Source organism: Pseudomonas sp. R1-15 (genome assembly GCF_051132085.1).
Classification (GTDB): Bacteria; Pseudomonadota; Gammaproteobacteria; order Pseudomonadales; family Pseudomonadaceae; genus Aquipseudomonas.
Window position 1 is genome coordinate 1,934,860 of sequence record NZ_CP071660.1, and the last position, 26,524, is coordinate 1,961,383.

Sequence of the window (26,524 nt, forward strand, 5' to 3'; positions counted from 1 at the left end):
AAGGAGACGATCATGACCGCTCATCAACCCTTCAGCCGGCAGGTATTGGCCGAGCTTCTGGCGTTCGACGAACAGCCGAGCCTTTCGTTGTATATGCCTACCCACCGTACATTCCCCGAACGCAGCCAGGACCCGATCCGCTACAGGAACCTGGTGCGCGAACTGCAGACGCAACTGGAACAACAGCACCCGGGCGTCGATTGCGCGCCGTTGCTTGAGCCTTTTCATGCGCTGGTGGACGACCAGGATTTCTGGAACTCCAATCGGGACGGCATCGCCGTATTCGGCGCCCGTGACTACTTCAAGGTCATCGCGGTGAACCAGCGCCTGCCGGAATGCGCATTCGCCAACAGCCATCCTTATCTGAAGCCATTGTTGCGTCTGGTCCAGTCGACCGAACGTTATCAGGTGCTGTGCCTGACCCGTAACGAGGTGTGGTTGTACGAGGGCTCCTCCCAACAACTGGAAAAAGTCGAGCTGGCCGACGAGGTGCCGCGCAACCAGAACGAGGCGCTCGGCGATGAACTGACTTCAGGTGACCAGCAGGGTTTTCCCAACGGCTTCAGCCGCAGCAGTGAGCGCGGCGATCCGATGATGCATGAATCCGCCGGCGGCGGTAAGCAGGACGAAATCAACCTCGACCGCGAGCGTTTTTTTCGCGCCGTGGACAAAGCCATCCTGGAACATTACTCGCAGCCTTCGGGCTTGCCGATGATCCTCGTGGCCCTGCCGGAAAACCAGGCGGTGTTTCGCGCGGTCAGCCATAACTCGCAGTTGTTGGCCCAGGGCATCGATGGAGACCCTTCGAGGCTGAGCGTGGAGGAGTTGCGCGTCCAGTGCTCCAAGGTCATGGCCCACAGCCACTCGGACCGGGTTGTCGACAGCCTCAATCGTTATGGTGTCGCGGTCGGCCAGGGACGGGCGCTGGACAACCTCGCCGAGATCGCCAAGGCCGCCTGGGAAAGCCGCATTGCGCTGTTGCTGGTGGAGGCGGAGCGCCAGGTGCCCGGCCAGCTCGACGCAGACAAGGGCCGCTTGATCATTGACGAGACCGGCGATGAACAGGCGCCTGACGTGCTGGACGAATTGATCCTGGCCGTGACCCGGCAGGGCGGCGAGGTCATCGTCGTGCCGCCTGAGCATGTCATGCCGACCGATACGGGGGCGGCGGCGGTGTGCCGGTTCTAGGCAATCCCAGAGGCAGTGTCGAACCTTGTGGGAGCGAGCTTGCTCGCGATAGCGGACTGACCTTCAACATAAATGTTGACTGATGTACCGCTATCGCGAGCAAGCTCGCTCCCACATTGTATTTTTTCTGCCCAGGTGGCCGGACGGCATTTGCTTCCAATTAATAAGAACGATTACTATTCGTGCCCCGTCCCCACAGCACGCCGCGATGATTCCCAAGCTGCCTCGCAGACCCGGCTTTTTCGAGCATTACGAAGAGTTGATCGGCACCTGGACCCGCCGCCTGCGCAACCGCGAGCAGGCCGAGGACCTGGCCCACGACGCCTTCGTGCGCGTGCTCGAGTCCGATTCGGCGCAGGTCGAGCAGCCACGGGCCTATTTGCACCAGACAGCGCGCAATATTGCAGTGGACGGCTATCGGCGTGAAGATCGACGGGGCGCCATGGAGGAAGCGGCGCTTGACCCTGGTTATTCGTTTGCGGGCGACCCGGAGCACTACATGCACGCGATCCAGCTGGCGGACTCCATCGAACGGGCGCTTGCCGAGCTGCCGGCCCATTGCCGCACGGTGTTTGTCTGGCAGAAGATCGAAGGCCTGACCCAGGCGGAAATCGCCGAGCGCCTGGGCCTGTCAAAAAACATGGTGGAAAAGTATATGATCCGCACCCTGCGCCATCTGCGTGATCGCCTCGACGGACCGGATCAATGAGCGGTCGTCCTTTTCCACCCGAGCCACAGGACCCTTCCATGATGGATAGCCGTGACTGCCCGTGCGGGCAGAGCAGGGTTCGCGACGAGGCGGCGCAATGGTTCGTGCGCCTGCAGGACCCGGTCATGAGCCTCGACGAGCGCCAGCGCTTCGAGGCCTGGCTGGGCGAACACCCCAACCACCGCGATGAAATTCAACTGTTGCAAGGGATCTGGAGCGCAACGGACCTGCTGTCCATGGAGCGCTTGCAAGCCTTGTGCGAGCGGCCCGCCGAACGCCCGAGACGCAGGCCTTTGCTGCGCTACGCGGTGGCCGCCGGATTGGTGGCTGTGGCGGTCGGGCTGGGGCTGTTCAGCGGCCTCGGTGCGTCGAGCGATTACCGCAGCGAGTTCGCCACTGCCCTCGGTGAGCGTCGGCATGTCGCGCTGCCGGATGGCTCGCTGATCGATCTCAACATCCGCAGCCATGTGCGTGTTGTCTTCGAACATCGCCAACGTCGGGTAGAGCTGGTCGAGGGGGAGGCGCTGTTCAGGGTCGAGCATGATGCCGCGCGCCCGTTCACCGTTGACGCGGGCAACGGCCAGGTGACGGTGACCGGGACGCGCTTCGACGTGCGCCGCGATGCCGGCAGCACCCGGGTGGCGGTGGAGGAGGGTAGCGTCAAGGTCCAAGGGCGTGATTTCCCCATCAGTCTCACGGCCGGCCTGGGTACCCGGATCGATGCTCAAGGCAAGGTCGCGTCACCGTACCCGATCAACGCCGATGAACTCACCGCGTGGCGCAACGGCAAGCTGGTGTTCAACAACGCGCCGTTGAATGACGTCGTCGAGGAGGTCTCCCGTTATCGCGCCAAGCCCCTGCGGGTTGCCAGTGCCGCGGTGGGCAACCTGCGCCTGACCAGTGTGTTCCGTTCGGACAATCCCGAGGCGCTGCTCAAGGCCTTGCCGAACATCCTGCCGGTGGCCGTGCGCACACTTGACGACGGCAGCCAGGAAATAATTGCGAAATAGATTCAGGTTTTTTTCGAGTTCTTCGTCTTCTTGTCCAACTGCAACTGGTTTGCATTAACAGACGCGTATTCTTGCGATTCGACAGGACAAGGTTCGACGTGAAAACTTCCGCCAAGAACAACAAACGTACCTCCACCCGTTGGCTACCGCTGGCCCTGACCCTGGCGGTCAGCGCCGCGTTGCCCGAGGCTTTTGCCGACCAGACCGTCACGGCGATCCACATCCAGGCGCAACCCTTGGGTCAGGCGCTGAGCCAGCTTGGCCAGCAGACCTCGTTGCAGGTGTTCTTCAGCCCGGAGCTGGTGGCCGGCAAACAAGCACCGGCGGTGCAGGGCAACCTGTCTCCCGAGGTGGCCCTGGGTCAATTGCTCAAGGGCAGCGGTTTGCAATACCAGATCGATGACGGCTCGGTGACTGTGCTGCCGGCTCCTTCTGCGTCTACCGATGGCCCACTGGAGTTGGGCGCAACCGAGATCCAGGTGGTCGGCGACTGGCTTGGCGACGCCAACGCCGAAGTGGTACAGAACCACGCCGGCGCGCGGACGGTGATCCGCCGCGAAGCGATGGTCGAGCAGGGCGCCATGAACGTCGGCGATGTCTTGCGGCGGGTCCCGGGCGTGCAGGTGCAAGACGCCAACGGCACCGGTGGCAGCGACATCGCCCTGAACGTCGGCGTGCGCGGCCTGACCTCGCGCCTGTCGCCGCGCTCCACGGTACTGATTGACGGCGTACCGGCGGCCTTCGCGCCGTACGGCCAGCCGCAACTGTCGATGGCACCGATCTCGTCGGGCAACCTGGACAGCATCGACGTGGTACGCGGTGCCGGCTCGGTGCGCTACGGACCGCAGAACGTCGGCGGCGTGATCAACTTCGTGACTCGCGCCATCCCGGAAAAAGCCACCGGGGAAATCGGCAGCACCCTGGAGACTTCCCAGCGCGGCGGCTGGAAGCACATCGACACGGCGTTCCTGGGCGGTACCGCCGATAACGGGCTGGGCGTGGCGCTGCTGTATTCGGGCGTCAACGGCAACGGATATCGCAAGAGCAACAACGATAACGACATCGACGACGTGATCCTCAAGACCCACTGGGCACCGACCGACGTTGATGATTTCTCGCTTAACTTCCACTACTACGACGCCGAGGCCGACATGCCCGGCGGCCTGACCCAGGCACAGTACGACGCCGACCCGTACCAGTCCGATCGCGACTGGGACAGTTTCAGCGGCCGCCGCAAGGACGTGTCGTTCAAGTGGATCCGCGAAATCGGCGAGCGCACCCAGGCCGAAGTGCTGACCTATTACTCCGACAGCTTCCGCGGCAGCACCATCGCCTCGCGGGACCAGCGCAACCTGGTGTCCTACCCGCGTAGCTATTACACCTTCGGCATCGAGCCGCGGGTGTCCCATGTGTTCGACCTGGGGCCGACCACCCAGGAGGCCAGCGTCGGTTATCGCTACCTCAAGGAAGGCATGCACGAGGAGGCCAGCCGCCTGGCGCTGCGCAACAACGAACCGGTGGTGCGTCCGGGCGCCGACGGTCACGTCTATCAGGACCGGACCGGTGGTACCGAAGCCCATGCGGTCTACATCGACGACAAGATCGGCGTGGGCAAATGGACCATCACTCCGGGCATCCGCTTCGAAAGCATCAGCACCGAATGGCACGACCGCCCGGTGCTCGACACCGCCGGCCGCCCGGTGCAGGAAAAGCGCCGCAGCATCGACAGCAACGAACCGTTGCCGGCCTTGAGCGTGATGTACCACCTGTCCGACGCCTGGAAGCTGTTCGCCAACTACGAGACCTCGTTCGGCAGCCTGCAGTATTTTCAACTCGGCCAGGGCGGCGACGGCAACAACACCGCCAATGGCCTGAGCCCGGAAAAGGCCAAGACCTACGAGATCGGTACGCGCTACAACGATGACGTGTGGGGCGGGGAAGTGACGCTGTTCTACATCGACTTCGACGACGAATTGCAATACATCAGCAACGATGTGGGCTGGACCAACATGGGCGCCACCAAGCATCAGGGGCTGGAAGCGTCGGTGCACTACGACATGGCCGCGTTGGACCCGCGCCTCGACGGCCTGACCGCCAGCGCTGGTTTCACCTATACCCGCGCCACCTATGAAGGGGACATCCCGAGCTTCAAGGGCCGTGACCTGCCGTTCTATTCCCGCCAGATTGCCACCGTGGGCCTGCGCTACGAAGTCAATCGCTGGACTTACAACCTCGATGGCTTTGCCCAGTCCGGGCAACGTTCACCGGGCAACAGCGTGAACCCCGATGGCAGCTTCAGCGACAATTACATCACCGACGGCACCGCCGATGGGCAGTATGGCGACATGCCGGGCTATATGCTCTGGAACGTTCGGGGTGGCTATGATTTCGGCTCGCAGCTGTCGAACCTGAAACTCGGCGCGGGGGTGAAGAACCTGTTCGATCATCAGTACTACACGCGTTCCAGCGACAACAACTCGGGTATCTACGTCGGCGCGCCGCGTACGTTTTTCGTGCAGGCGAGCGTGGGGTTTTGATCAAGTACCCAGCGGCCTGAAACTCAGTCCCAAGGCTCAAATACATTCCCGTGGCGAGGGAGCTTGCTCCCGCTGGGTCGCGAAGCGGCCCCAAAACCTGTCGAACGCGGAGCATCAATTACTCCGCGTCCGCCGGGTTACGACTGCTTCGCAGCCGAGCGGGAGCGAGCTCCCTCGCCACGGGGAATCTGCAGGGCTTTAGACCTTCAACACTTTCCCGCTGCCCGCCACCGCCACCAGCGACAGCGCAATCAATCCGAACGCAATGGCCAGGCTGCTGCCATGGGCGACAAAGCCGATCAGTGCCGGCCCCGCGAGGATGCCGGCATAACCGATCGTGGTGATGGCCGGCACGGCGATGGCTTCGGGCATCAGGGTCTGTTTGCCGACGGCGGTGTACAGCACTGGCACGATGTTCGAACACCCGGCGCCGACCAGCGCATACCCCAGCAGCGCCGCTTGCCACATCGGTGCGAGGGTCGCCAGGAAAAAACCCGCCGCGGCGATCGAGCCGCCGTAGATGATCACGCGCTTGGCACCCAGGCGATGCACCACCGAATCGCCTGTCAACCGGCCGACGGTCATGGTCAGCGCAAACGCGGCATATCCCAACCCGGCGTAGGCGGTATCCACCGCACGCTCGGTGGTCAGGAACACCGCGCTCCAGTCCAGTACCGCGCCTTCGGCCAGGAACACGATAAAGCACAGGATGCCGATGAACAGCACCACGCCATGCGGAATGGCAAACGCCGGTCCCGAGCTTTCACTGCCGTAGGGCAACAGGTGCGGTGCGGCCTTGAACAACGCCACCAGCAGGACCGCGTTGACCAGCAGGGTTGCCGCCAGCGGCGAAAGCCCGAGGCCGAGCAGGGCGCTCACACCGGCCGCGCCGATGATTCCGCCGAGGCTGAACATGCCGTGGAAACCCGACATCATGGTCTTGCCGCTGGCGCGCTCGACGATCACCGCTTGCAGGTTGACGGTCGAATCGACGGTGCCGAGCCCGGCGCCAAACACGAACAATGCCGCCACCAACCAAGGCAAGGAACTCATCGATGCCAGCAGCGGCAACGCCAGGCAGATCAGGATCGTACCGCCACTGAGTACCCGACGGCAGCCGAACCGCGTCGCCAGCGCACCGGAGATCGGCATCGCCAGGATCGACCCGACCCCAAGGCATAACAGCAGCAAGCCGAGGGTCCCTTCATCCAGGTTCGCCCGCGCCTTGGCGTAAGGCACCAGCGGCGCCCAGGCGGCAATGCCGATTCCAGCGATGAGATAGGCGATGCGGGTGGACATCTGTTCCAGGCGTCCGGGAACAAAAGTGGGCGGGGGTGTTATGGCAGTCATGAAACGTCCTTGGCTTTGGTGCGGTGCGGTGATGCAGGCAGGGGCCTATGCTTGCATATCCACTGACCGCACCGCGACCCCAAGGTGCCGGCCCGATGTTCCCGTCTGGAGCAGGCTTTGCTCCTGCCGGGCTTGCCGGCATAAAGTAACGGTTCTTCCTGGCCTGTTCGGACCTGATGCATGACGCAGTTCTACAACGCACGCGGCAACCTTTACGGAGTCGTCTCACCGCAGCAGGTGCGTGCCCTGGGCATCGGGCTGCCGTCGTCCGCCGCCGAGGCGGCCTCGTTACGCCAATCCTGGGCCAGCGCCGCCGTGCAGGCCTTCTGCGCCTGGGCGCCGGGGGAGGCGCCGCCGGATGCCAAGGCTCATCGCAGTGATGGGCTGCTGGTCGGCCCGTTCCAGGACACGCCGCCCTTCGACCTGCTGATCGTCAATACCGACGGGACGCTGGCCGAGCGTAGCGGCAATGGCCTGACGATTTTTTCCCTGGCGCTGCAAGAGCGGGGGTTGCTGGTGGGCGATGACGATTGCGTACTGCAGGTTCACCACGACAAACCCGACGGTATCTCACCGCTGCGGACATCGGTTCGCGCCGCTGAACTGGGCGGCGTCCCAGGCTTCTGGCTGGACCTGGGGACACCGCTGTTCGGGCCCGCTGCCGTGGGCGCTCAAGGTGTAGCAGCGGTGACCTTCAACCAATGCGCGGTAAGCCGGGTGCCTGCGCTGCATGGCTTGAATCCGGCGTGGGGCAACAGCCAGTTCGTGCGCATCGGCAATCCTCATTGCGTAACGCTGGTGGATGACGTGGAGGCGTTGCCAGGTCTTGCGCAGATGCGCGCCGAGGCGCTGTCGCAAAGCCTGACCGGCATTGCCTATGCGGCGCCTGGCGGGGCGGGGATGCCTTGTCCGGCGGGGGTCAACCTGCAATGGGCCTGGCGCGCCGCCGACGGACAGATCGCCGCCCGGGTGTTCGAGCGGGGCGAAGGCCCAACCGCGTCCTCCGGCACCAGCGCCAGCGCCGTCGCGTGTGCCGCGTGGCGGGTGGGCTGGGTGCAGGCCGGGACGGTGAGCGTCATGATGCCCGGCGGTACTGCGCCAATCCTGTTGCAAGAGCGAGAGGGTGAGTTGGTACGGGTCAGCCTGTTTGGCACGGCGCGGCTTGTCCCGTAGGGGCTTTCGGATGTTGTGCGGCGCGGCGATTTCCGCCATCGCGAGCAAGTTCGCTCTTACAACTTAATCGGCTGCGGCCACGAAATTTGTGTACGGCACAGAACCCTGTGGGAGCGAGCTTCTCGCGAAGACGGCGGCAAGTCCAACCTTGCTGTACCGAACCACCGCTATTGCGAGCAGGAATCAACCCCGTTGCGGCCCAAACTCCACCACCGGCATCTGCCGCTTCATCAACACTTCACCATTGCGAATCGAGTAAAGCGGCAGGCCCTGGCTGCGGATCACTTCGTAGTCGCTGTCGGCAGAGAGGATCAGCAGGTTCGCCGGGCGTCCGGGTTCGAGTCCGTAGCGTTCGCCCAGGGCCATGGCCTTGGCGCTGTTGTCAGTGACCAGGTCCAAAGCGCTTTGCAGGTTGCGGTAGCCGAGCATATGGCAGATGTGCAGCCCGGCTTCGAGTACGCGCAGGATGTTGCCATTGCCCAACGGATACCACGGGTCGACGATCGAGTCCTGGCCGAAGCAGACGTTCATCCCGGCTTCGAGCAGTTCATTGACCCGGGTGACGCCACGGCGTTTGGGAAAGTTGTCGAAGCGCCCTTGCAGGTGAATGCTTTCGGTGGGGCACGATACAAAGCTGATGCCCGAGTGCCCGAGCAGGCGGAACAGCTTGGCGCAGTAGGCGTTGTCGTAGGAGCCCATGGCCGTGGTGTGGCTGGCGGTGACCCGCGCGCCCATATCGCGGCTGCGGGCCTCTTCGGCGAGTACCTCGAGGAAGCGCGAGTGCGGATCGTCGGTTTCGTCGCAATGCACATCCACCAGGCAACCGGTGCGCTCGGCCAGGTCCATGAGGAATTTCACCGAGCTGACGCCTTGATCGCGGGTGTACTCGAAATGCGGAATGCCGCCCACCACGTCGGCGCCCATGCGGATGGCTTCTTCCATCAGTTCGCGACCGCTGCGGTAGGACTCGATGCCCTCCTGGGGAAACGCGACGATCTGCATGTCGACCAGATGACGGCTTTCCTCGCGCACTTCCAGCATTGCCTTGAGCGCGGTGAGCGTCGGGTCGGTCACGTCGACGTGGGTGCGCACGTGCTGGATGCCATGGGCGGCGAGGGCCTGGAGCGTCTTCCTGGCGCGGGTTTTGGTGTCTTCGTGGGTGATGGTGGCCTTGCGTTCGCCCCAGCACTCGATACCTTCGAACAGCGTACCGCTCATGTTCCAGCGCGGTTCGCCGGCAGTCAGGGTGGCGTCCAGGTGGATGTGCGGCTCGACGAAGGGCGGCACCACCAGGTTGCCGCCGGCGTCGAGGTCTTCGGGGCCCAGGCTGGGGGCCTCGGTCTGGCGGGCGATGCTGGCGATCAGGCCGTTTTCCAGGTGCAGTTCATGCAAGCCTTCGCGGTTGCGCAGGCGGGCGTTGATGATGTGCATCAAGCGAGTCCTTTATAGGTCTTGTAGGGGCGCGTCAGCGGTGCGAATACCCATCACGCCGATCAATAGCACATACGTTAGCGCGCCGGTGGCGATTCCTACCAGCGGCGCGACCCAGGGTGAATTGAAGGCGGCCACCGTGCCGACGCCGTAAGCACACAGCCCGGGCCAGTTGAAGGCCGGCAGTTGCGCCGCGGCCAGGCGCGGATAGCGGCCACGCCAGCGGAAGAAGAAGTCGGCCATGATCACCCCGCCAATCGGTGGGATCACGGTGCCGAGCAGGATCAGGTACGGCACCAGCAAATCGTACATGCCCAGCAGCGCCAGCAGCGTGCCGATCACCGCGCCGGCCAGCGTGACGGTCTTGCGTCGGCGGGTGCGCAGCAGGTTGCAGCCGGCCACGGCAAAATTGTAGATCGTGTTGTCCTGGGTGCTCCAGATGTTGAGCAGAAGCATCGCCATCGCCGCCATGGCGAAACCTTGCAGCAGCAACACTTCGACCACATCGGGCTGCTGGTAGACGATGGCTCCGTAGGCGCCGATCAGCACCATCAGGCCATTGCCGAGAAAAAAACCGATCAGGCTGGCCAGCACCGCGATCTTTGCCGAACGGGAAAAGCGCGTCCAGTTGGTCGCCTGGGTGGCGCCGCTGACGAACGTGCCGAACACCAGCGTGATCGCGGTCGACCAGTCGAGGCTGCCGGTGGGCACTACCGCGAGCAGACCATCGAGGCCACCAACCTGCTGCGTGGCGACCCACATCGAGAGCATCAGCAACAGCATCATCGCCGGCACGGCGACGTACGAGAGGATTTCCAGTCCGCGATAGCCGATGTAGGCCGTGGCGCAGAAGCCCAGCCCGAACAGCACCATCAACCCCAGAACGGTGCCCTGGCTCAATTCGAAATACTTACCCAGCACCACCGCCGCAGTGGCCGTGCCCCAGGCGTACCAGCCGATCTGGGTGAAGCCCAGGATCAAGTCGCTGAGCTTGCTGCCCACCTCGCCAAAACAGAAGCGGCCCATCAACACCGAATTGAGCCCGCTCTTGAACGCGATGTAACCCAGGCTCGCCGCGTACAGCCCCAGCAGCAGGTTGCCGATGACAATCACGCCGAGCATCTCGGCGAAACCGAACGCCACGCCCAACTTGCCGCCGGCGAACATGGTCGCGGTGAAAAAAGTGAAACCCAGCAGCACCATGGCGGTGGAGGCCAGGCCCTTGCGGGCATGCATCGGGACTTCGCTCAAAGGATAGTCGTTACCGGGATCGTTCTGAGTCATGTGGCGGTCCTTGCGGAGGAGGGAATGTCGCAAGCGTGCAGCGGCCGTGCCAAACGAGTGATTGCCGGTTATTTATAGCCAACGGGTGGATCGGGTGGGCTTCGAGGCGCAAAAGCGGTGCAGGGGTGGTTCAAGTTGGAACACGGATCGTGTTACTCAGAAGTACCTTGTGGGAGCGAGCCTGCTCGCGAATGCGGTATATCAGTCGATGGCTATGTGACTGATCGGACGCTTTCGCGAGCAGGCTCGCTCCCACAAAAGTTGCAGGGGGTCCTCAGGCAGGCGAGTGCAGCGGCAAGAACCGCATCACCGCCGCGACGATCGCTTCCGGCGCGTCCTCCTGGACCAGATGCCCGGCATTCGGTACAGGATGGAACAGCGCCCCCGGGATCATCTTGTGCAACGCCCGGCCGCGCTCGATGGGGATCCACTGGTCATCCTTACCCCTCATTCGCCGTGGTAGATACAGCCGCTGGTGCAGGTCTCGTGGATGCGGATGGCGCTGAGTTCCGGCAGCAGCGGCTTCAACTCGTTCCAGATCCACTTGGCCAGGACTTCGCTTGTGGGGTTTTCCAGACCGGGGATGTCGTTGAGGTAGTTGTGGTCCAGGCGCTCGTAGAGCGGCTTGAAGATCGCCTTGATTTCCGAGAAGTCGCGAATCCAGCCGGTGTGCGGGTCGATGTCGCCGCTGAGGTGGATCGCCACCTTGAACGAATGACCATGCAGGCGCCCACACTTGTGGCCTTCCGGCACGTGGGGCAGGCGGTGGGCGGATTCGAAGGTAAACTCTTTGAAAATTTCCACAGATTTGGCTCTTTAAATGGCGGTCGCAAGGCAGGCGGCGCAGTTTATCAGTTTGATCCCCGCGTTGCGCGAGCGTGCTGACTAAAGGGTCAGCAAACCTGGCTGTCCTAGCGGGTCTTGGCTGAAGCGTAGACGCCGCTGCGCTCTCGCTTGCCAACCGCTATTACCAGAATGACGATCCGCTCCTCCTCTATGCGATACACGAGTCGATACCCAGCCCCGCGTAACTTGATCTTGTAACAATCCTTCATCCCGTGAAGAGCATCGCCCGGTACGCGAGGGTGCCCTTGTCGCTCCTGGAGTTTTTTCAAAAGCTGCAGACGGACCGCACCGTCCAGTTTTCGCAGTTCTTTCAGAGCCTTCGGGTCCCATTCGACTCCATATTCAACGCCCATTGGCGATATCAGCCTCAGCCTCGCCAATAAGGTCATCGAGCGATACGCGTACCCGCGGTTCGTTGGCCTCGATCCGCGCTTTGACCACTTGGGCCAGCTCCAACTCGTCCAGGCGCTCTATCATCGCTTCGTAGACCTCCGCCGGTACCATGTAGCCCATCACGCGGTTATGGTTCAGCACGGCCACAGGTGAGCCGTTCGCGCCACTCAGGACCGCGGACGGATTTTTCTTCAGTTCCGATACGCTGACGGCCACATCAGCCAAGACGATTTGCATGAAGATGGCTCCTTTAAAAGTGCTTTATTTTGGTCTTTTTATGCGCATTCAGGCAAGCACTCCATCCGGGCTGTCTCATAGTTATCACCGCGTTGCGCGAGCGTGCTGACTAAAGGGTCAGCAAACGCTCGCCCAGGCCACCGTTGGCGGTCAGTTCGAGGAACTCGTCGCCGAGGCGGCGGCTTTCGTCCATTGCGGTGCGCCAGTATTTGCGGCGGGCCGGGTCATCGCCCATGAAACGCTTGAAGTCGTTGCGGTCCGGCAGTTTGCCGTAGGGCAGGCGAGCCAGGTATTCGCGGGACGGCGCCAGCAGCAGCACATCCTGCAAGCGCGAGGTATCGCCTCGGCGCCATGGCAGGCCTTTGTCGAACCAGCCGGGAATGACCCGATCGGTGAAGTGCGGATAGAGCACGATGTCCTCGCCGCTATAGGGCAGGTCAAGGTGGTAGTCCAGCAGGCCGCCATCGCGGTAGGTGCCCGCGCCGGCGCCGGGCAGGTCGCGCACGCCTTCCATGATCATCGGGATCGAGCCCGACGCCAGCAGTGCCTGGCGCAGGTTGCCGGCCTCCAGCGGCACGAAGCGCGAGGGGAAGTCCGTCAGCGGATGGAGCGGGGGAGCCAGGCGCGGGTCGTGGATGATCAGCCTTTCGAAATGCCGCGACAGCCGCGCCCGGCCGCGCAGGTTGTCGGCGATCACCGAGGACAGCCCCAGGCCCAGCCGGCCGCGATGGTCCTGCGCCAACAGGCCATGACTCTTGACTACCATGATGTTGAGCCGGTAATGCGGATTGTCGAGGATCGTCAGGTCGCGACCTTCAAGCAGGTCGTCGAGCATGCGCTGCGAGCTCTGGCTGACCCCGGCCATGGTCACGCCTTTGGCGAAGCTCTGTTCGTTGTACAGGATGCCCAGGCGGCGAATGCCCTCGGCGGCGTCCGGCAGACAGGCGCTGGCGAAGCGCCAGGAGCCGACCGATGCACCGATCAGCGAGCGCTCCCGCGGCGCGGCGGGCAGCCATTCACCGAACAGCGCCAGGTCCAGCCCCTGGATACCCAAGGCCTTCGGCCCTCCGGCGGCACCCGGCAGGATGCCGACATCGGCGGCCTGAAGGCCCGCCTGGCGGATGCGCTTGAAGGCGCGAGGGCCGGCCTTGACGGTCAGTGCGGGGAACTTGATGTGAATGGCGGTCATACCGGTCTCGAATACGTGCAAGCGGCTGATTATAGCGACACAGAACCCTGTGGGAGCGAGCCTGCTCGCGAAGGCGTCAGTGCAGCCACCTCGATGTCAACTGACAAACCGCTATCGCGAGCAAGCGCGCCCCCACATTGATCCGGGTTCAATGATGGCAATTCAGTTTCAGTTAAGTTCGTCCCGATACAGTTCCCCACTGAAGATTATAAAAAGGAGATAACCCGTGAACCGCCTCACTGCCTTTTTCATCGCGGCGCTCATGGTCATCGGTACAGGTCCGGCTCAAGCCAGGGATCTCGATGCCACTGAAGCCCAAAAATTACTGGACGCTGGTACCATCCTGCCTTTTGATCAGCTCAACGCCGCTGCCCTGGCCAAACACACTGGCGCCACGGTGACCGATACCGAGCTGGAAGAGGAATACGGCAAGTACCGGTACAAAGTGGATCTGCGTGATGCCAAGGGCATCGAGTGGGATCTGGAACTCGACGCCGTCACTGGCGAGGTGCTCAAGAATCATCAGGATACGTAATGAAGTTTAATCTGCGCGCCCGCAACCGTTGGGCGCTGGCGCTGCTGGTGTGCTGTTCGGTGGCCGTGGCCCGCGACCTGGACCAGGACGAGGCCCTGCAACTGCGTCAGCAGGGCGTGATCCTGCCCTTGGAACACCTGCTGCAACAGGCCCTGGACCGCCATCCCGGTGCCAAGTTGCTGGAAGCCGAGCTGGAAGAAAAGCACGGCGTCTACATCTACGAAGTCGAGCTGCTGGACACCGACGGCGTCGTGCGCGAACTGGACCTGGAGGCCGCGACCGGCCGCCTACTCAAAGATAAGGAAGACTGATGCGCCTGCTACTGGTGGAAGACCATGTTCCCCTGGCCGACGAACTGATGGCCGGGCTCGCCCGGCAGGGCTACGCGGTCGATTGGCTCGCCGACGGGCGCGACGCGGTGTATCAGGGCAGCAGCGAGCCCTACGACCTGATCATTCTCGATCTTGGGCTGCCGGGGGTGCCGGGGCTCGAGGTGCTGGCGCAATGGCGCTCTGGCGGCTTGACCACCCCGGTACTGATCCTCACCGCGCGTGGCTCGTGGGCCGAGCGCATCGAAGGGCTCAAGGCGGGCGCCGATGATTACCTGACCAAACCCTTTCACCCTGAAGAGCTGCACCTGCGCATCCAGGCGCTGCTGCGTCGCTCCCACGGCCAGGTCAACCAGCCGACGCTGCAAGCGGCGGGGTTGCACCTCGACGAAGGCCGGCAATGCGTGATTCGCGACGGCGCCGAGATCCAGCTGACCGCCGCCGAATTCAGGCTGTTGCGCTATTTCATGCTCCACCCCGAGCAGATCCTTTCCAAAAGCCACCTCGCCGAGCATCTTTATGACGGTGAAACCGAGCGCGATTCGAATGTGCTGGAGGTCCACGTCAATCACCTGCGCCGCAAGCTCGGACGCAGCGTGATCGAAACCCGTCGCGGCCAGGGCTACCTGTTCGGCGGACAGGCGCAGTGAGATCCATCCAGCGGCGCCTGAGCCTGGGCCTGATCGGTGTGATGGTGGTGGTCGGCCTGGTCCTCGCACAGACCAGCCTGTGGTTGTTCGAGTTGGGTTTGCAGCGCTACCTCGAAGCGGGGTTGCGCAATGACAGCGAGAACCTGCTGGTGGCCCTGGTCCGCGGCCCGCAAGGGTTGCAACTGGACGAGCGGCGCTTGTCGCCGGCTTACCTGCGACCGTTCTCCGGGCATTATTTTCGCATCGATTTTGCCGACGAGCATTGGCGCTCCCGTTCCCTCTGGGACCAGGAACTGCCGCGGCTCGACCATCCGGGGCTGCACAGCAACCTGCAACTGGGCCCCGAAGGCCAGAAACTGCTGGTGCTGCGCACGGACTACCGGCGCCTGGGCCAGGCGATTTCCATCAGCGTGGCGCAGGACTACACGCCGGTGCGCGACAGCTTCCTGCGGATGCAGCAGGTCGGCCTTGGCCTCGGCTTGGCGGGGTTGCTGCTGATCCTGCTGTTGCAACGGCTCACGGTGCAGCGCGCCTTGCGGCCGTTGGAGAAGGCCCGGGAGCAGATTGCCCAGCTGCAACGCGGCCAGCGTTCACAACTCGACGAACAAGTGCCCAGGGAACTGGAGCCGCTGGTGGCGCAGATCAACCATTTGCTGGCCCATACCGAAGACAGCCTCAAGCGTTCGCGCAACGCCCTGGGCAACCTTGGCCATGCCTTGAAGACACCTCTGGCGGTGCTGCAAAGCCTGGCGTCGAACGAGAAGCTCGACCCTTATCCCGAGTTGCGCAAGTTGCTGCTGGATCAACTGGAGCAGGTTCGCCAACGCCTGAACCGCGAACTCAACCGTGCCCGCCTGTCCGGCGATGCCTTGCCCGGCGCGCACTTGGATTGCGACGCCGAACTGCCGGGTTTGTTGGCGACGCTGAACATGATCCATGGCGAGCATCTGCACCTGGCTTATGTCGCGCCGCCCGGCTTGCACCTGCCTTGGGATCGCGAAGACCTGCTGGAACTGCTGGGCAACCTGCTGGACAACGCCTGCAAATGGGCCGACGCCGAAGTGCGCCTGACCGTGAGCGAGACGCTCGTGGGTTTTCACCTGGCAGTGGAAGACGATGGCCCCGGCATCCCGCCGGATCGCCGCGACCAGGTCTTCAGCCGCGGCACGCGCCTGGATGAGCAGACCGATGGCCATGGCCTGGGGCTGGGCATCGTGCGCGACATCGTCGACACCTGGGGCGGGACATTGGCGTTGGGCGACAGCGAGTGGGGCGGGTTGAAAGTAATGATTGAGCTGCCCAAGCGCTGAAGCCATGGCTGCATCTCCTGTGGGAGCGAGCTTGCTCGCGATAGCGGCTTGTCAGTCGACACTTTCGTAACTGACCCGACGCTATCGCGAGCAAGCTCGCTCCCACAGGGGCAGTGTGGTGGATTCAAACACTGCGAGTGACTGCAAAACCCGCCGCATGACCCTTGCAGCTTGCCGCCGCTTGCTGCAAAGTCGCGACCTTTTTGTCCGGTGGCTTTCCATCGCTGTGCTTTGAGGTAACGATGATAAATGCAGTAATTGCCGCGGTTGGCGTCATGCTGGTACTCAGCCTGTCCCGCGTGCATGTGGTGATCGCGCTGATTATCGGCGCGCTGGTGGGTGGCTTGGTAGGCGGCCTGGGGATCGAGGCAACACTCAAGGCCTTCAACGCGGGCCTTGGCGGCGGTGCGACGGTGGCGTTGTCCTACGCTCTGCTGGGCGCCTTTGCGGTGGCGATTGCCAAGTCCGGCATGGCCCATGCCTTGGCCGACAAGGTCCTGGCCATGGTCGACCGCCAGGACGCGGCCGGCGGCACGGCCGTCAAATGGCTGTTGATCGGCCTGCTGGGGACGGTTGCGGTGGCCTCGCAGAATATCCTGCCGATCCACATCGCCTTCATTCCGCTGCTGGTGCCGCCACTGCTTTATGTGCTGACCAAGCTGCAACTCGACCGTCGGCTGATCGCTTGCGTCATCACTTTCGGCCTGATCACCCCCTACATGTTCCTGCCGGTGGGCTTCGGCAACATCTTCCTCAACGAAATCCTGCTCGCCAACATCGCCCGCAGCGGTGTCGATGTCAGTGGCATCAACGTCACCCATGCGATGGGCATCCCGGCGCTGGGCATGGTCTTTGGGCTGGCGCTGTCGTTTATCAGCTACCGGAAGAAACGCGTCTACGATCTGAAAAAGATCGCCAGGGCCGAGCAGGTGGCCGTGCGCTACAACCCGCTCAGCCTGTTGGTCGCCGGGTTGGCAATCGCGGCGGCATTCGCCATCCAGCTCCTGCTCGATTCGATGATCATCGGCGCCCTGGCCGGTTTCCTGATTTTCTCGGTGTCGGGCGTGGTGCGCTGGCGCGAGACGGACGACCTGTTCACCGAAGGCATGAAGATGATGGCGATGATCGGCTTCATCATGATCGCCGCCTCGGGCTTCGCCGAAGTGATGAAGGCCACCGGTGAGGTGCAAAGCCTGGTGGAAACCTCGGCGGCCTGGATCGGCCACAACAAGGGCATCGGTGCGCTGTTGATGTTGCTGGTCGGGCTGCTGGTGACGATGGGGATCGGCTCGTCGTTTTCCACGGTGCCGATCCTGGCGACCATTTTTGTGCCGCTGTGCCTGCAACTGGGCTTCAGCCCGCTGGCGATCGTCTGCATCGTCGGCACCGCCGGCGCCCTGGGCGATGCCGGCTCGCCTGCTTCGGATTCGACACTCGGCCCGACCTCCGGCCTGAACATCGACGGCCAGCATCACCACATCTGGGACACCGTGGTCCCGACCTTCCTCCACTACAACCTGCCATTGCTGGCGTTTGGTTGGGTGGCGGCGATGGTGTTGTAGCTTCAGAGACCGGGTTGTCTTCTTCGCGAGCAGGCTCGCTCCCACAGGGGATCGGTGTGAACACAGCAGTTGTGGACACCACCAAACCCTGCGGGAGCGAGCCTGCTCGCGATGGAGCCCGTGAATCCAGCGACCCTGCCAACCGACTGTCCACCTTGTCCTACAGTTTTATCGTGCGCTGCCGTTAACCCAGCTAACCACGCCATAAAACCAACAAGAGTGAACAGCATGCGCCTGAGCCTGAAGGCTAAAGTCCTGTCCCTGGCAATTCTGCCGGTATTGCTGTCCGCGGTGATCATCAGCCTGACCACGGCGTTCATCTTGAAGGAACAGGCCAGCAAGGAAGTCCAGCAAACCCGCGAACGTCTGCTCAGTGAAGCCAAGGCCACGCTGCAGAATTACGTCGCGGTCGGCCTTACCGCCATCAAGCCGCTCTACGATGCCGCCGCGCCTGGCGATAACGAGGCGCGCGCCCAGGCGATCAAGTTGCTGTCGAACATCAGCTACGGCAAGGACGGCTACTTCTTCGGCTACGACTCAGAGACCATTCGCCTGTTCAAGGCCAACAGCCCCGACGGCGTGGGCAAGAGTTTCAAGGACAACCGCGACCCGAACGGTGTCTACGTCAACCGTGACCTGGTGAAAGTCGCCAAGGACGGCACGCATTACCTGGAATACAGCTCGCCGCTGCCCGGCAGCAAGGACCTGGTGCCCAAGCTCGGCTACACCGAATACCTGGCCAAGTGGGACCTGGCGGTCGGCAGCTCGGTCAACCTCGACGGCATCGAAGGCCAGGTGGCGCTGGTGGAAGCCAAGGTCCACGATCGCCTGCAGGGCGTGATCCTGAGTATCGTCGGGATCGCCGCCGTGGTGCTGCTGGTGATCGCGGTGGTGGGCCTGGTGCTCGCCAATACCATCCTGCGTCCGCTGCACCTGATGAAGGACAACCTCGACGACATCGCGGCGGGCGAGGGCGACCTGACCCGGCGCCTGGCGATTACCAGCCAGGACGAACTGGGCCAACTGGCCGGTTCCTTCAACCGCTTCGTCGACAAGATCCATGGCCTGGTGCGGCAGATCACCGACATGACGTCGCAACTGACTGGCCTGGTGACGCAAGTGTCCGAGCAGGCCCAGCGTTCCGAGCAGGCCATGGAGCGCCAGCGCCACGAGACCGACCAGGTCGCCACGGCGATCAACGAAATGTCCTCCGCCGCCCAGGAAGTCGCCCGCAGTGCCCAGGGCGCAGCCGTCGCGGCCCAGCAGACCGATGAAGAAGGCCAGTCCGCCAAGCGCGTGGTGGCCGGCAGCATCCAGCAGATTCATGCGCTGGTGAACGATATCCGCAGCAGCGGCGTGTCCCTGGACAGCCTGCAACAGGACGTGGCCTCGATTGTCAGCGTACTCGGTGTGATCCGTTCGATTGCCGAGCAAACCAACCTGCTGGCCCTCAACGCGGCCATCGAGGCTGCGCGTGCCGGTGAGGCGGGCCGCGGGTTTGCGGTGGTGGCCGACGAAGTCCGCGCCCTCGCCAGCCGGACCCAGCAAAGCACCCAGGAAATCCAGGGCATGATCGATCGCCTGCAATCGGGTACGCATGCCGCGGTGGAAGCGATGCGCCGTTCCAGCGAGGCCGGCGACGGCACCTCGGAACGGGCCAACGAGGCGGGCGCCTCCCTGGACACCATGGCGCAACTGATCGGCACCATCAACTCGATGAACGCCCAGATCGCCAGCGCCGCCGAGGAGCAGACCGCGGTGGCCGAAGAAATCAACCGCAGCGTGCATCAGATCGCCGTGGCGGTGGACACTGTCGCCGACGAAACCCAGCTCAGCGCCCAGACCTCCCGCAGCCTGGCCGATCTGGGGCAGCGCCTGGGCAAACTGGTGGGGCAGTTCCGGATCTGATCCAAGCGCAGCAGGAGCTGCCGAAGGCTGCGATCTTTCGCTTTCGATCCAGATGTTTTCGCCTGGGCTACCAGGCCCTATCGGAAGCGGAGGATCGCAGCCTTCGGCAGTTTCTGCCGGGCAGAGCCAAACATGATCCGTGTGGGAGCGAGCCTGCTCGCGAAAGCGATTTCCAGCAGAATGCAACGCAGTCGTGGCGAGGGAGCTTGCTCCCGCTGGGCCGCGAAGCGGCCCCAAACCTGCCGCATGCGGAGCATCAGACACACCGCATCCGCAGATTTACGACTGCTTCGCAGCCGAGCGGGAGCAAGCTCCCTCGCCACGATTTGATCTCCGGCAGGCAGCTCGCGCGCATCGCGCATCAACAACCCGAACCGCAGATCCACCGCGTTCGGAATCGGTCCATACCATAAGCCCATCCCCGGGCGCGACCTCAAGATGCAGGTGCCATGCTCATCTTCGAATGCCGGCATATGGCAGACGCGACGGCACTCCGGCGAGTCCTGGCTGACTAACGTCTATCTGCCAATGACATGGATAGCACATGAACCGAAAGAACCTCCAAAACAAGTCGCAGATGTTGTTGCTGATCCTGGTCAGCATTGCCTTCGTCTGGATTCTGCTGCCGTTTTATGGGGCGGTATTCTGGGCTGTCATCCTGGGCATCGTCTTTGCGCCGCTGCAACGTCGCTTGCAGTTCAAGTTCGGCTGGCCGCGCAATGTCACGGCACTGTTCACCATGAGCATTTGCGTGGTGATCGCCATTTTGCCAGTGATCGTCATCAGTACCTTGCTCGTCCAGGAAGGGGCGGCGCTGTACAAGAGCCTGGAAAGTGGCGAGCTGGACGTCGCCGATTACCTGGCGCGTTTCAAGGAGGCGTTGCCGCCGTTCTTTCAGCATCTGCTTGACCGCTTCGGCCTGGGCAACCTGAGTGGCTTGCGAGACAAGATCGTCAAGAGCGCCATGCAGGGCAGCGAATTTTTCGCCACCCAGGCGTTCAGTTTCGGCCAGGGTACGTTCCAGTTCCTGGTGAGCTTCTTCGTGATGCTCTACCTGTTGTTCTTTTTCCTGCGTGACGGCGCGGAGCTGGTGCGCAAGGTGCGCTCGGCCGTTCCGCTGGCCGAGCACCAGAAGCGCCGCCTGCAATTGAAGTTCAACCGGGTGGTGCGGGCGACGGTGAAGGGTAACCTGTTGGTGGCGATCACTCAGGGCGCCCTGGGCGGCCTGATTTTCTGGATCCTGGGTATCCCGACGGTGTTGCCGTGGGCGGTGCTGATGGCTTTCCTGTCGCTGCTGCCGGCGGTGGGGGCGGGCATTGTCTGGGTGCCAGTGGCGGTGTATTTCCTGCTGTCGGGGGCGATCTGGCAGGGCGTGGTGCTGGCGCTGTTCGGGGTCTTCGTGATCGGCCTGGTGGACAACTTCCTGCGCCCGATCCTCGTCGGCAAGGACACCAAGATGCCTGACTACATGGTCTTGGTCTCGACGCTCGGCGGGCTGGCCGTATTCGGCCTCAATGGTTTTGTCATCGGGCCACTGATCGCCGCGCTGTTCATGTCCTGCTGGGCGCTGTTCGTCGAGGGCAAGCCGCGGGTGCAGTTGCCCTAGGCACTCAACAGGTAGGGACCGATACGTTGCGACAAGGCCTGGGCGGCGGGTAGGGAAGTCAGCGGGCCGCTGACGGTGACGCCGTCCTGCACCAGATACCAGCAAGCCAACAGTCCGCGCTCCCGAAGTGGGGCGGGGACGGCGCTGCCAATGACAGACATGATTTGAACCTTGGGCATGGGAAACCTCCATCAGTCGATGGGGTTACCTTACGTCTCATGCGGGATGGGGAAAAATCAACCGCTTCAATAGTAGGAATCGATGCCGCTCAATCGACCACCAGGTCGAGCATGTGCACCACTTCCTGTTCATTGAGCAGGCCCTTGCGAACCAGGTTTTCCGCGAGCAGGGAAAGGAACTTGGCGCTGCGGTGGCCTTCCAGGTGCTTGAGCTCGGTCAGTACGTTGTAGACCTTGCTGGAAGTGCACAGGCCGACGATGCGGTGGGGATTTTGTGTGGGCATGGCTTCGTCCTTGTTGTTATGAGCTGCGGCGGCGGACGTTGACAGTTTGCGGCACTGCCATGACACGCTCGTGACAGCTTGAGTCGTCGAAAAATAAAGCAGGATTCAGACCATAGTGCCTGGTTGGCGCCAGATTATTGTTCCGGTAGCGACCTCAGCCAGGCGGTATGCGGCGATCAGTCGCCGTTTGGCTGAAAAGCGCCCACAAAAAAGCCCCTGGATCTTTCGATTCAGGGGCTTTGATTATTGCTGTCTGGCTCCACGACCTGGACTCGAACCAGGGACCCAGTGATTAACAGTCACTTGCTCTACCAACTGAGCTATCGCGGAATGGCGCGTATGTTACTGATTGGAAAAGAGAAGTCAAGCTTCTATTGTGGGCGGAGCGGCCTGAAGCCCATCGGTGACCCATCAACGATTGGCAGTTACCGCGACGGCGAGAGAGGGCTACCATGGACGCCCGGAAGTGGCAGGATGCGCTGCCGGCCATTCGCCGACATCAAGGGACGCGCCATGAACCATCTGTTACCACTTCACACAATCGATTGCGCCGAGGTGTTCCTGTGAGCACCGCCCAGATCAGTCTGCCCAAGGGCGTGGGGCCTCACGCTGAAAAACTGTACGACGCCATCACCCAGGCCAGCACCCCCGAAGAACTGAACCGCGCCGGTGGCAAGGCCGAGGGTTTTGTCCTGGGGCTCGAGAGTACCAAGGCGATCAAGAGCCAGGTCGCCGAGTCGTTGTATGTCATCTACGACGATGCGGCGAGCCAGCGGGCGACGGAGCTGTAGGCTTGACGAGCATTTCGTTCGCTGCTTTGTGGCCTGCCTTTTCTGGCCCGCTTGTGTGGCGAGGGAGCTTGCTCCCGCTGGGTTGCGAAGCAGCCCCAGGCTGTTCCAACCAACCAGGCTGATATCCCGCGGTGGCTGATTTTGGGGCTGCTCTGCAGCCCAGCGGGAGCAAGCTCCCTCGCCACGGGGGGCGGATTCAACCGAAAAAAAACGGGAAGCTCGAAGGCTTCCCGTTTTTCATTTCATCGAGCGTCAGATCACCTGGACGATGGCCTTGGTCACCGCATCGATGTTGTTCTGGTTCAACGCGGCCACGCAGATGCGGCCGGTGTCCAGTGCATAGATGCCGAACTCGTTGCGCAGGCGGGTCACTTGTTCAACGGTCAGGCCGGAGTAGGAGAACATCCCGCTCTGGCGGGCGACGAAGCTGAAGTCGTGATGCGGCGCGGCCTTGGCCAGCATGTCGACCATCTGCTCACGCATGCCACGAATGCGCAGGCGCATTTCGGCCAGCTCTTCTTCCCACTGTGCGCGCAGCTCAGGGCTGTTGAGCACGGCGGCGACGATACTGGCGCCGTGGGTCGGCGGGTTGGAGTAGTTGGTGCGGATCACGCGCTTGACCTGGGACAGCACGCGGGTGCTTTCTTCCTTCGACTCGCTGACAATCGACAGCGCGCCGACACGCTCGCCGTACAGGGAGAACGACTTGGAGAACGAGCTGGAGGCGAAGAAGGTCAGGCCCGACTCGGCGAACAGGCGCACGGCCGCCGCGTCTTCGTCGATGCCTTTGCCGAAGCCCTGGTAGGCCATGTCCAGGAACGGCACGTGGTTCTTGGCCTTGACCACGGCCAGGACGTTTTTCCAGTCTTCCGGGCTCAGGTCCACGCCGGTCGGGTTGTGGCAGCAGGCATGCAGCACGACGATCGAACGGTCGGGCAGGGCGTTGAGGTCTTCCAGCAGGCCGCTGCGGTTCACGTCGTGGGTAGCGGCGTCGTAGTAACGATAGTTCTGCACCGGGAAACCGGCGGTTTCGAACAGCGCGCGGTGGTTTTCCCAGCTTGGGTCGCTGATGGCCACGACCGCGTCCGGCAGCAATTGCTTGAGGAAATCGGCACCGATCTTCAGTGCGCCCGTGCCGCCCACAGCCTGGGTGGTGATGACGCGGCCCGATGCGATCAGCGGGGAATCCTTGCCGAACAGCAGGGTCTGGACTGCCTGGTCATAGGCGGCAATGCCGTCGATCGGCAGGTAACCGCGGGAAACGTGCTGAGCCACGCGAATCGTCTCGGCTTCGACCACGGCGCGCAGCAACGGAATGCGCCCTTCCTCGTTGCAGTAAACACCCACGCCCAGGTTGACCTTATTGGTACGGGGGTCGGCGTTGAAAGCTTCGTTGAGGCCCAGGATGGGGTCGCGTGGTGCCAATTCGACAGCGGAAAACAGGCTCATTATTGCGCGGCTCTGAATGGAGGGTGAGAGGACGTGTCGCGCTCCAGCCGAATGCACTAGAGCGGTGCACAAACGGGGAGCTAGTATAGAGGCCATCACCGGACAGGGCGACAGGCTATTCGGCGTTTAGCGTAAGTATTTTCGATTTTTTTCGACCGTTAGTCCCTTCGCAGCGTCAAAGTCTGCAAGGCGTGTAGGACGTTCGTCTTGAAAGCGAAGGCAATCACCTCCACATTGTGTGCATTCCAGCTTTTTCCTCGGGCGACGTCAGTCGTTTCGGTCTTTCTCGTTCCTGTCGCCTGGCCGACGGGAGTGAACCCAGGGGTTATGTCATGTCTGAATTCCAGCTAGTCACTCGCTTCCAGCCCGCCGGCGACCAGCCGGAAGCCATCCGCCTGATGGTGGAAGGCATCGAGGCCGGGCTGGCGCACCAGACCTTGCTCGGTGTGACCGGCTCGGGCAAGACGTTCAGTATCGCCAACGTGATCGCCCAGGTGCAGCGGCCGACCCTGGTGCTGGCGCCGAACAAGACCCTGGCGGCGCAATTGTATGGTGAGTTCAAGGCGTTTTTCCCGAACAACGCCGTCGAGTATTTCGTCTCCTACTACGACTACTACCAGCCCGAGGCTTATGTGCCCTCGTCGGACACCTTCATCGAGAAGGACGCCTCGATCAACGACCACATCGAACAGATGCGGCTGTCGGCGACCAAGGCGTTGCTTGAGCGCAAGGACGCGATCATCGTCACCACGGTGTCGTGCATCTACGGTCTGGGCAGCCCGGAAACCTATCTGAAAATGGTCCTCCACGTGGATCGTGGCGACAAGCTCGACCAGCGCGCCTTGCTCCGGCGCCTGGCGGACCTGCAATACACGCGCAACGACATGGACTTTGCTCGGGCGACGTTTCGGGTGCGCGGCGACGTGATCGACATCTACCCGGCCGAATCGGACCTGGAAGCGATTCGTATCGAGCTGTTCGATGACGAAGTGGAGAGCATCTCGGCATTCGATCCGCTGACCGGCGAAGTGATCCGCAAGCTGCCACGCTTCACGTTCTACCCCAAGAGCCACTACGTGACGCCGCGGGAAACCCTGTTGGGCGCCATCGAGGGCATCAAGGCCGAATTGCAGGAGCGCCTGGAATACCTGCGTTCGAACAACAAACTGGTGGAAGCCCAGCGTCTGGAGCAGCGGACCCGGTTCGACCTGGAAATGATCCTGGAGCTGGGATACTGCAACGGCATCGAGAACTACTCGCGCTACCTGTCGGGTCGTCCGGCGGGTGCGCCGCCGCCCACGTTGTATGACTATTTGCCGGCCGATGCCCTGCTGGTGATCGACGAATCCCACGTCAGCGTGCCTCAGGTCGGCGCCATGTACAAAGGCGACCGTTCGCGCAAGGAAACCCTGGTGGAATATGGCTTCCGCCTGCCCTCGGCGCTGGATAACCGGCCGATGCGCTTCGACGAATGGGAAGGCGTGAGCCCGCAGACGATTTTCGTCTCGGCCACGCCCGGCAACTACGAAGCCGAGCATGCCGGGCGGGTGGTCGAGCAAGTGGTGCGGCCGACCGGGCTGGTGGACCCGCAGGTCGAGGTGCGCCCGGCGCTGACTCAGGTCGATGACCTGCTCTCGGAGATCACCAAGCGCGTGGCGGTGGAGGAGCGGGTGCTGGTGACCACGCTGACCAAGCGCATGGCCGAAGACCTCACCGACTACCTCGCCGACCACGGCGTGCGGGTGCGTTACCTGCACTCGGATATCGATACGGTGGAACGGGTCGAGATCATCCGCGACCTGCGCCTGGGCACCTTCGATGTACTGGTGGGGATCAACCTGCTGCGTGAAGGCCTGGACATGCCCGAGGTGTCGCTGGTGGCGATTCTCGACGCGGACAAGGAAGGTTTCCTGCGTTCCGAGCGCTCGTTGATCCAGACCATCGGTCGCGCGGCGCGTAACCTCAACGGCCGGGCGATCCTGTATGCCGATCGCATCACCGGCTCGATGGAGCGCGCCATCGGCGAGACCGAGCGCCGTCGCGACAAGCAGATCGCTTTCAACCTGGCCAATGGCATCACGCCCAAGGGCGTGTTCAAGGATGTCGCCGACATCATGGAAGGCGCCACCGTGCCCGGTTCGCGCAGCAAGAAGCGCAAGGGCATGGCCAAGGCCGCCGAAGAGAGCGCCCGCTACGAGGCCGAACTGCGCTCACCGAGCGAAATCACCAAGCGTATCCGGCAGTTGGAAGAGAAGATGTACCAGTTGGCTCGGGACCTGGAATTCGAGGCGGCGGCGCAGTTGCGTGACGAGATCGGCAAGTTGCGTGAGCGGTTGCTGACTGTCTGAGTATTGAGGTGTCCTCACAGGCCTCTTCGCGAGCAGGCTCGCTCCCACAGGAAACCAAGTCGTCTGGACTGGATGCGGTCCATTGTGGGAGCGAGCCTGCTCGCGAATGGGGCAGCTCAGTCTTAATGTTGGCCACACAAATCCTGCGCTCACTGGAGCCCGCCCACCATCGCCTGTTACCATTCGCCCCCTGTTTCATCTTCGCTTTTATATTCTTTCCGAGACA

The 26,524-nt window shown here is 62.7% G+C and carries 24 protein-coding genes, 1 tRNA gene and 1 pseudogene; 14 read left to right on the forward strand and 12 right to left on the reverse strand.

Annotated elements, in window-relative coordinates; translation table 11 throughout:
• Window positions 1–12: 12 nt before the first annotated feature.
• From J3P97_RS08725 to J3P97_RS08740, 4 genes are all read left to right on the forward strand, one after another.
• Window positions 13–1,188 carry a hypothetical protein gene (locus J3P97_RS08725; RefSeq protein WP_434673934.1) on the forward strand — a complete coding sequence of 392 codons (1,176 nt, stop codon included), beginning with the start codon at window positions 13–15 and terminating at the stop codon, window positions 1,186–1,188.
• Between the two features lie 208 nt (window positions 1,189–1,396).
• The gene (locus tag J3P97_RS08730; protein ID WP_434569236.1) at window positions 1,397–1,897 is read left to right on the forward strand and encodes a sigma-70 family RNA polymerase sigma factor; all 501 of its coding nucleotides are present in this window, start codon (window positions 1,397–1,399) and stop codon (window positions 1,895–1,897) included.
• 38 nt (window positions 1,898–1,935) lie between these two features.
• Window positions 1,936–2,907: a FecR family protein gene (locus J3P97_RS08735; RefSeq protein WP_434673935.1), complete on the forward strand. Its 972-nt coding sequence runs from the start codon at window positions 1,936–1,938 to the stop codon at window positions 2,905–2,907.
• Window positions 2,908–3,005: 98 nt separating this feature from the next.
• Window positions 3,006–5,444, forward strand: a complete 2,439-nt coding sequence (locus J3P97_RS08740; protein ID WP_434673936.1) for a TonB-dependent siderophore receptor — start codon at window positions 3,006–3,008, stop codon at window positions 5,442–5,444.
• A gap of 198 nt (window positions 5,445–5,642) precedes the next feature.
• Here J3P97_RS08740 and J3P97_RS08745 read toward each other — a convergent pair whose 3' ends face one another.
• Window positions 5,643–6,794, reverse strand: coding sequence for an MFS transporter (locus J3P97_RS08745; protein ID WP_434673937.1), 1,152 nt, complete (start codon window positions 6,792–6,794; stop codon window positions 5,643–5,645).
• Window positions 6,795–6,974: 180 nt separating this feature from the next.
• On the opposite strand from J3P97_RS08745, the gene J3P97_RS08750 reads away from it, so the two are divergent.
• Window positions 6,975–7,967: a diaminopimelate epimerase gene (locus J3P97_RS08750; protein WP_434673938.1), complete on the forward strand. Its 993-nt coding sequence runs from the start codon at window positions 6,975–6,977 to the stop codon at window positions 7,965–7,967.
• 183 nt (window positions 7,968–8,150) lie between these two features.
• Here J3P97_RS08750 and codA read toward each other — a convergent pair whose 3' ends face one another.
• The 7 genes and pseudogenes from codA to J3P97_RS08785 all read right to left on the reverse strand — a co-directional run bounded on the left by codA (window position 8,151) and on the right by J3P97_RS08785 (window position 13,347).
• A complete protein-coding gene (gene codA, locus J3P97_RS08755) occupies window positions 8,151–9,398 on the reverse strand; it encodes a cytosine deaminase (RefSeq protein ID WP_434603455.1) in 1,248 nt (415 codons plus the stop codon).
• A 12-nt stretch (window positions 9,399–9,410) separates the two neighbouring features.
• A complete protein-coding gene (gene codB / locus J3P97_RS08760; RefSeq protein WP_434673939.1) occupies window positions 9,411–10,682 on the reverse strand; it encodes a cytosine permease in 1,272 nt (423 codons plus the stop codon).
• 274 nt (window positions 10,683–10,956) lie between these two features.
• Window positions 10,957–11,127, reverse strand: a pseudogene (locus tag J3P97_RS08765) (alpha/beta fold hydrolase); the annotation flags it as partial.
• Between the two features lie 2 nt (window positions 11,128–11,129).
• Window positions 11,130–11,486: a 6-carboxytetrahydropterin synthase QueD gene (gene queD, locus J3P97_RS08770; protein WP_025212792.1), complete on the reverse strand. Its 357-nt coding sequence runs from the start codon at window positions 11,484–11,486 to the stop codon at window positions 11,130–11,132.
• A gap of 107 nt (window positions 11,487–11,593) precedes the next feature.
• Complete coding sequence (locus tag J3P97_RS08775; RefSeq protein WP_434603461.1) at window positions 11,594–11,881, reverse strand: type II toxin-antitoxin system RelE family toxin; 288 nt, start codon at window positions 11,879–11,881, stop codon at window positions 11,594–11,596.
• Window positions 11,871–12,158, reverse strand: a complete 288-nt coding sequence (locus J3P97_RS08780) for a type II toxin-antitoxin system Phd/YefM family antitoxin (RefSeq protein ID WP_434603463.1) — start codon at window positions 12,156–12,158, stop codon at window positions 11,871–11,873. The genes J3P97_RS08775 and J3P97_RS08780 overlap by 11 nt, the downstream gene beginning before the upstream one ends.
• Window positions 12,159–12,267: 109 nt before the next feature.
• Window positions 12,268–13,347 carry a patatin-like phospholipase family protein gene (locus J3P97_RS08785; RefSeq protein ID WP_434673940.1) on the reverse strand — a complete coding sequence of 360 codons (1,080 nt, stop codon included), beginning with the start codon at window positions 13,345–13,347 and terminating at the stop codon, window positions 12,268–12,270.
• A 226-nt stretch (window positions 13,348–13,573) separates the two neighbouring features.
• On the opposite strand from J3P97_RS08785, the gene J3P97_RS08790 reads away from it, so the two are divergent.
• The 7 genes from J3P97_RS08790 (at window position 13,574) to J3P97_RS08820 (ending at window position 21,247) form a co-directional block, all read left to right on the forward strand.
• Window positions 13,574–13,882, forward strand: a complete 309-nt coding sequence (locus J3P97_RS08790; protein WP_434569227.1) for a PepSY domain-containing protein — start codon at window positions 13,574–13,576, stop codon at window positions 13,880–13,882.
• Window positions 13,882–14,193 (forward strand): PepSY domain-containing protein, encoded by a 312-nt coding sequence (locus J3P97_RS08795; protein ID WP_434673941.1) that lies wholly within the window; start codon window positions 13,882–13,884, stop codon window positions 14,191–14,193. Before J3P97_RS08790 ends, J3P97_RS08795 begins: the two co-directional genes overlap by 1 nt.
• Window positions 14,193–14,861 (forward strand): response regulator transcription factor, encoded by a 669-nt coding sequence (locus J3P97_RS08800; protein WP_434603467.1) that lies wholly within the window; start codon window positions 14,193–14,195, stop codon window positions 14,859–14,861. Before J3P97_RS08795 ends, J3P97_RS08800 begins: the two co-directional genes overlap by 1 nt.
• Entirely contained in the window at window positions 14,858–16,171 is a 1,314-nt protein-coding gene (locus J3P97_RS08805) for an ATP-binding protein (RefSeq protein ID WP_434569224.1), read from the forward strand. The genes J3P97_RS08800 and J3P97_RS08805 overlap by 4 nt, the downstream gene beginning before the upstream one ends.
• Before the next feature lie 245 nt (window positions 16,172–16,416).
• Window positions 16,417–17,733, forward strand: a complete 1,317-nt coding sequence (locus J3P97_RS08810) for a Na+/H+ antiporter family protein (RefSeq protein WP_434674522.1) — start codon at window positions 16,417–16,419, stop codon at window positions 17,731–17,733.
• A gap of 228 nt (window positions 17,734–17,961) precedes the next feature.
• The gene (locus tag J3P97_RS08815) at window positions 17,962–19,641 is read left to right on the forward strand and encodes a methyl-accepting chemotaxis protein (protein ID WP_305495854.1); all 1,680 of its coding nucleotides are present in this window, start codon (window positions 17,962–17,964) and stop codon (window positions 19,639–19,641) included.
• A gap of 544 nt (window positions 19,642–20,185) precedes the next feature.
• Window positions 20,186–21,247, forward strand: coding sequence for an AI-2E family transporter (locus J3P97_RS08820; protein WP_434603471.1), 1,062 nt, complete (start codon window positions 20,186–20,188; stop codon window positions 21,245–21,247).
• On the opposite strand, the gene J3P97_RS08825 is transcribed toward J3P97_RS08820, so the two are convergent.
• The 3 genes from J3P97_RS08825 to J3P97_RS08835 form a co-directional block, all read right to left on the reverse strand.
• Window positions 21,244–21,426, reverse strand: a complete 183-nt coding sequence (locus tag J3P97_RS08825) for a hypothetical protein (RefSeq protein WP_305495849.1) — start codon at window positions 21,424–21,426, stop codon at window positions 21,244–21,246. The genes J3P97_RS08820 and J3P97_RS08825 overlap by 4 nt on opposite strands.
• 89 nt (window positions 21,427–21,515) lie before the next feature.
• Window positions 21,516–21,710 carry a hypothetical protein gene (locus J3P97_RS08830; RefSeq protein ID WP_305495847.1) on the reverse strand — a complete coding sequence of 65 codons (195 nt, stop codon included), beginning with the start codon at window positions 21,708–21,710 and terminating at the stop codon, window positions 21,516–21,518.
• Between the two features lie 254 nt (window positions 21,711–21,964).
• Window positions 21,965–22,040: transfer RNA gene (locus J3P97_RS08835), tRNA-Asn, on the reverse strand.
• A 233-nt stretch (window positions 22,041–22,273) separates the two neighbouring features.
• Here J3P97_RS08835 and J3P97_RS08840 point away from each other — a divergent pair.
• Window positions 22,274–22,501, forward strand: a complete 228-nt coding sequence (locus J3P97_RS08840) for a hypothetical protein (RefSeq protein WP_305495845.1) — start codon at window positions 22,274–22,276, stop codon at window positions 22,499–22,501.
• A gap of 252 nt (window positions 22,502–22,753) precedes the next feature.
• Here J3P97_RS08840 and J3P97_RS08845 read toward each other — a convergent pair whose 3' ends face one another.
• Window positions 22,754–23,950 (reverse strand): amino acid aminotransferase, encoded by a 1,197-nt coding sequence (locus J3P97_RS08845; RefSeq protein ID WP_305495843.1) that lies wholly within the window; start codon window positions 23,948–23,950, stop codon window positions 22,754–22,756.
• 332 nt (window positions 23,951–24,282) lie between these two features.
• On the opposite strand from J3P97_RS08845, the gene uvrB reads away from it, so the two are divergent.
• Window positions 24,283–26,298: an excinuclease ABC subunit UvrB gene (uvrB, locus tag J3P97_RS08850; protein WP_434569222.1), complete on the forward strand. Its 2,016-nt coding sequence runs from the start codon at window positions 24,283–24,285 to the stop codon at window positions 26,296–26,298.
• Window positions 26,299–26,524 lie beyond the last annotated feature (226 nt).

Coding starts and splice junctions, on each gene's coding strand:
- J3P97_RS08725 (WP_434673934.1), top strand. CDS start 13: ATGACCGCTCATCAACCCTTCAGCCGGCAGGTATTGGCCGAGCTTCTG.
- J3P97_RS08730 (WP_434569236.1), top strand. CDS start 1,397: ATGATTCCCAAGCTGCCTCGCAGACCCGGCTTTTTCGAGCATTACGAA.
- J3P97_RS08735 (WP_434673935.1), top strand. CDS start 1,936: ATGATGGATAGCCGTGACTGCCCGTGCGGGCAGAGCAGGGTTCGCGAC.
- J3P97_RS08745 (WP_434673937.1), bottom strand. CDS start 6,794: ATGACTGCCATAACACCCCCGCCCACTTTTGTTCCCGGACGCCTGGAA.
- J3P97_RS08750 (WP_434673938.1), top strand. CDS start 6,975: ATGACGCAGTTCTACAACGCACGCGGCAACCTTTACGGAGTCGTCTCA.
- codA (WP_434603455.1), bottom strand. CDS start 9,398: ATGCACATCATCAACGCCCGCCTGCGCAACCGCGAAGGCTTGCATGAA.
- codB (WP_434673939.1), bottom strand. CDS start 10,682: ATGACTCAGAACGATCCCGGTAACGACTATCCTTTGAGCGAAGTCCCG.
- J3P97_RS08775 (WP_434603461.1), bottom strand. CDS start 11,881: ATGGGCGTTGAATATGGAGTCGAATGGGACCCGAAGGCTCTGAAAGAA.
- J3P97_RS08780 (WP_434603463.1), bottom strand. CDS start 12,158: ATGCAAATCGTCTTGGCTGATGTGGCCGTCAGCGTATCGGAACTGAAG.
- J3P97_RS08785 (WP_434673940.1), bottom strand. CDS start 13,347: ATGACCGCCATTCACATCAAGTTCCCCGCACTGACCGTCAAGGCCGGC.
- J3P97_RS08795 (WP_434673941.1), top strand. CDS start 13,882: ATGAAGTTTAATCTGCGCGCCCGCAACCGTTGGGCGCTGGCGCTGCTG.
- J3P97_RS08800 (WP_434603467.1), top strand. CDS start 14,193: ATGCGCCTGCTACTGGTGGAAGACCATGTTCCCCTGGCCGACGAACTG.
- J3P97_RS08815 (WP_305495854.1), top strand. CDS start 17,962: ATGCGCCTGAGCCTGAAGGCTAAAGTCCTGTCCCTGGCAATTCTGCCG.
- J3P97_RS08820 (WP_434603471.1), top strand. CDS start 20,186: ATGAACCGAAAGAACCTCCAAAACAAGTCGCAGATGTTGTTGCTGATC.
- J3P97_RS08825 (WP_305495849.1), bottom strand. CDS start 21,426: ATGCCCAAGGTTCAAATCATGTCTGTCATTGGCAGCGCCGTCCCCGCC.
- J3P97_RS08830 (WP_305495847.1), bottom strand. CDS start 21,710: ATGCCCACACAAAATCCCCACCGCATCGTCGGCCTGTGCACTTCCAGC.
- J3P97_RS08845 (WP_305495843.1), bottom strand. CDS start 23,950: ATGAGCCTGTTTTCCGCTGTCGAATTGGCACCACGCGACCCCATCCTG.
- uvrB (WP_434569222.1), top strand. CDS start 24,283: ATGTCTGAATTCCAGCTAGTCACTCGCTTCCAGCCCGCCGGCGACCAG.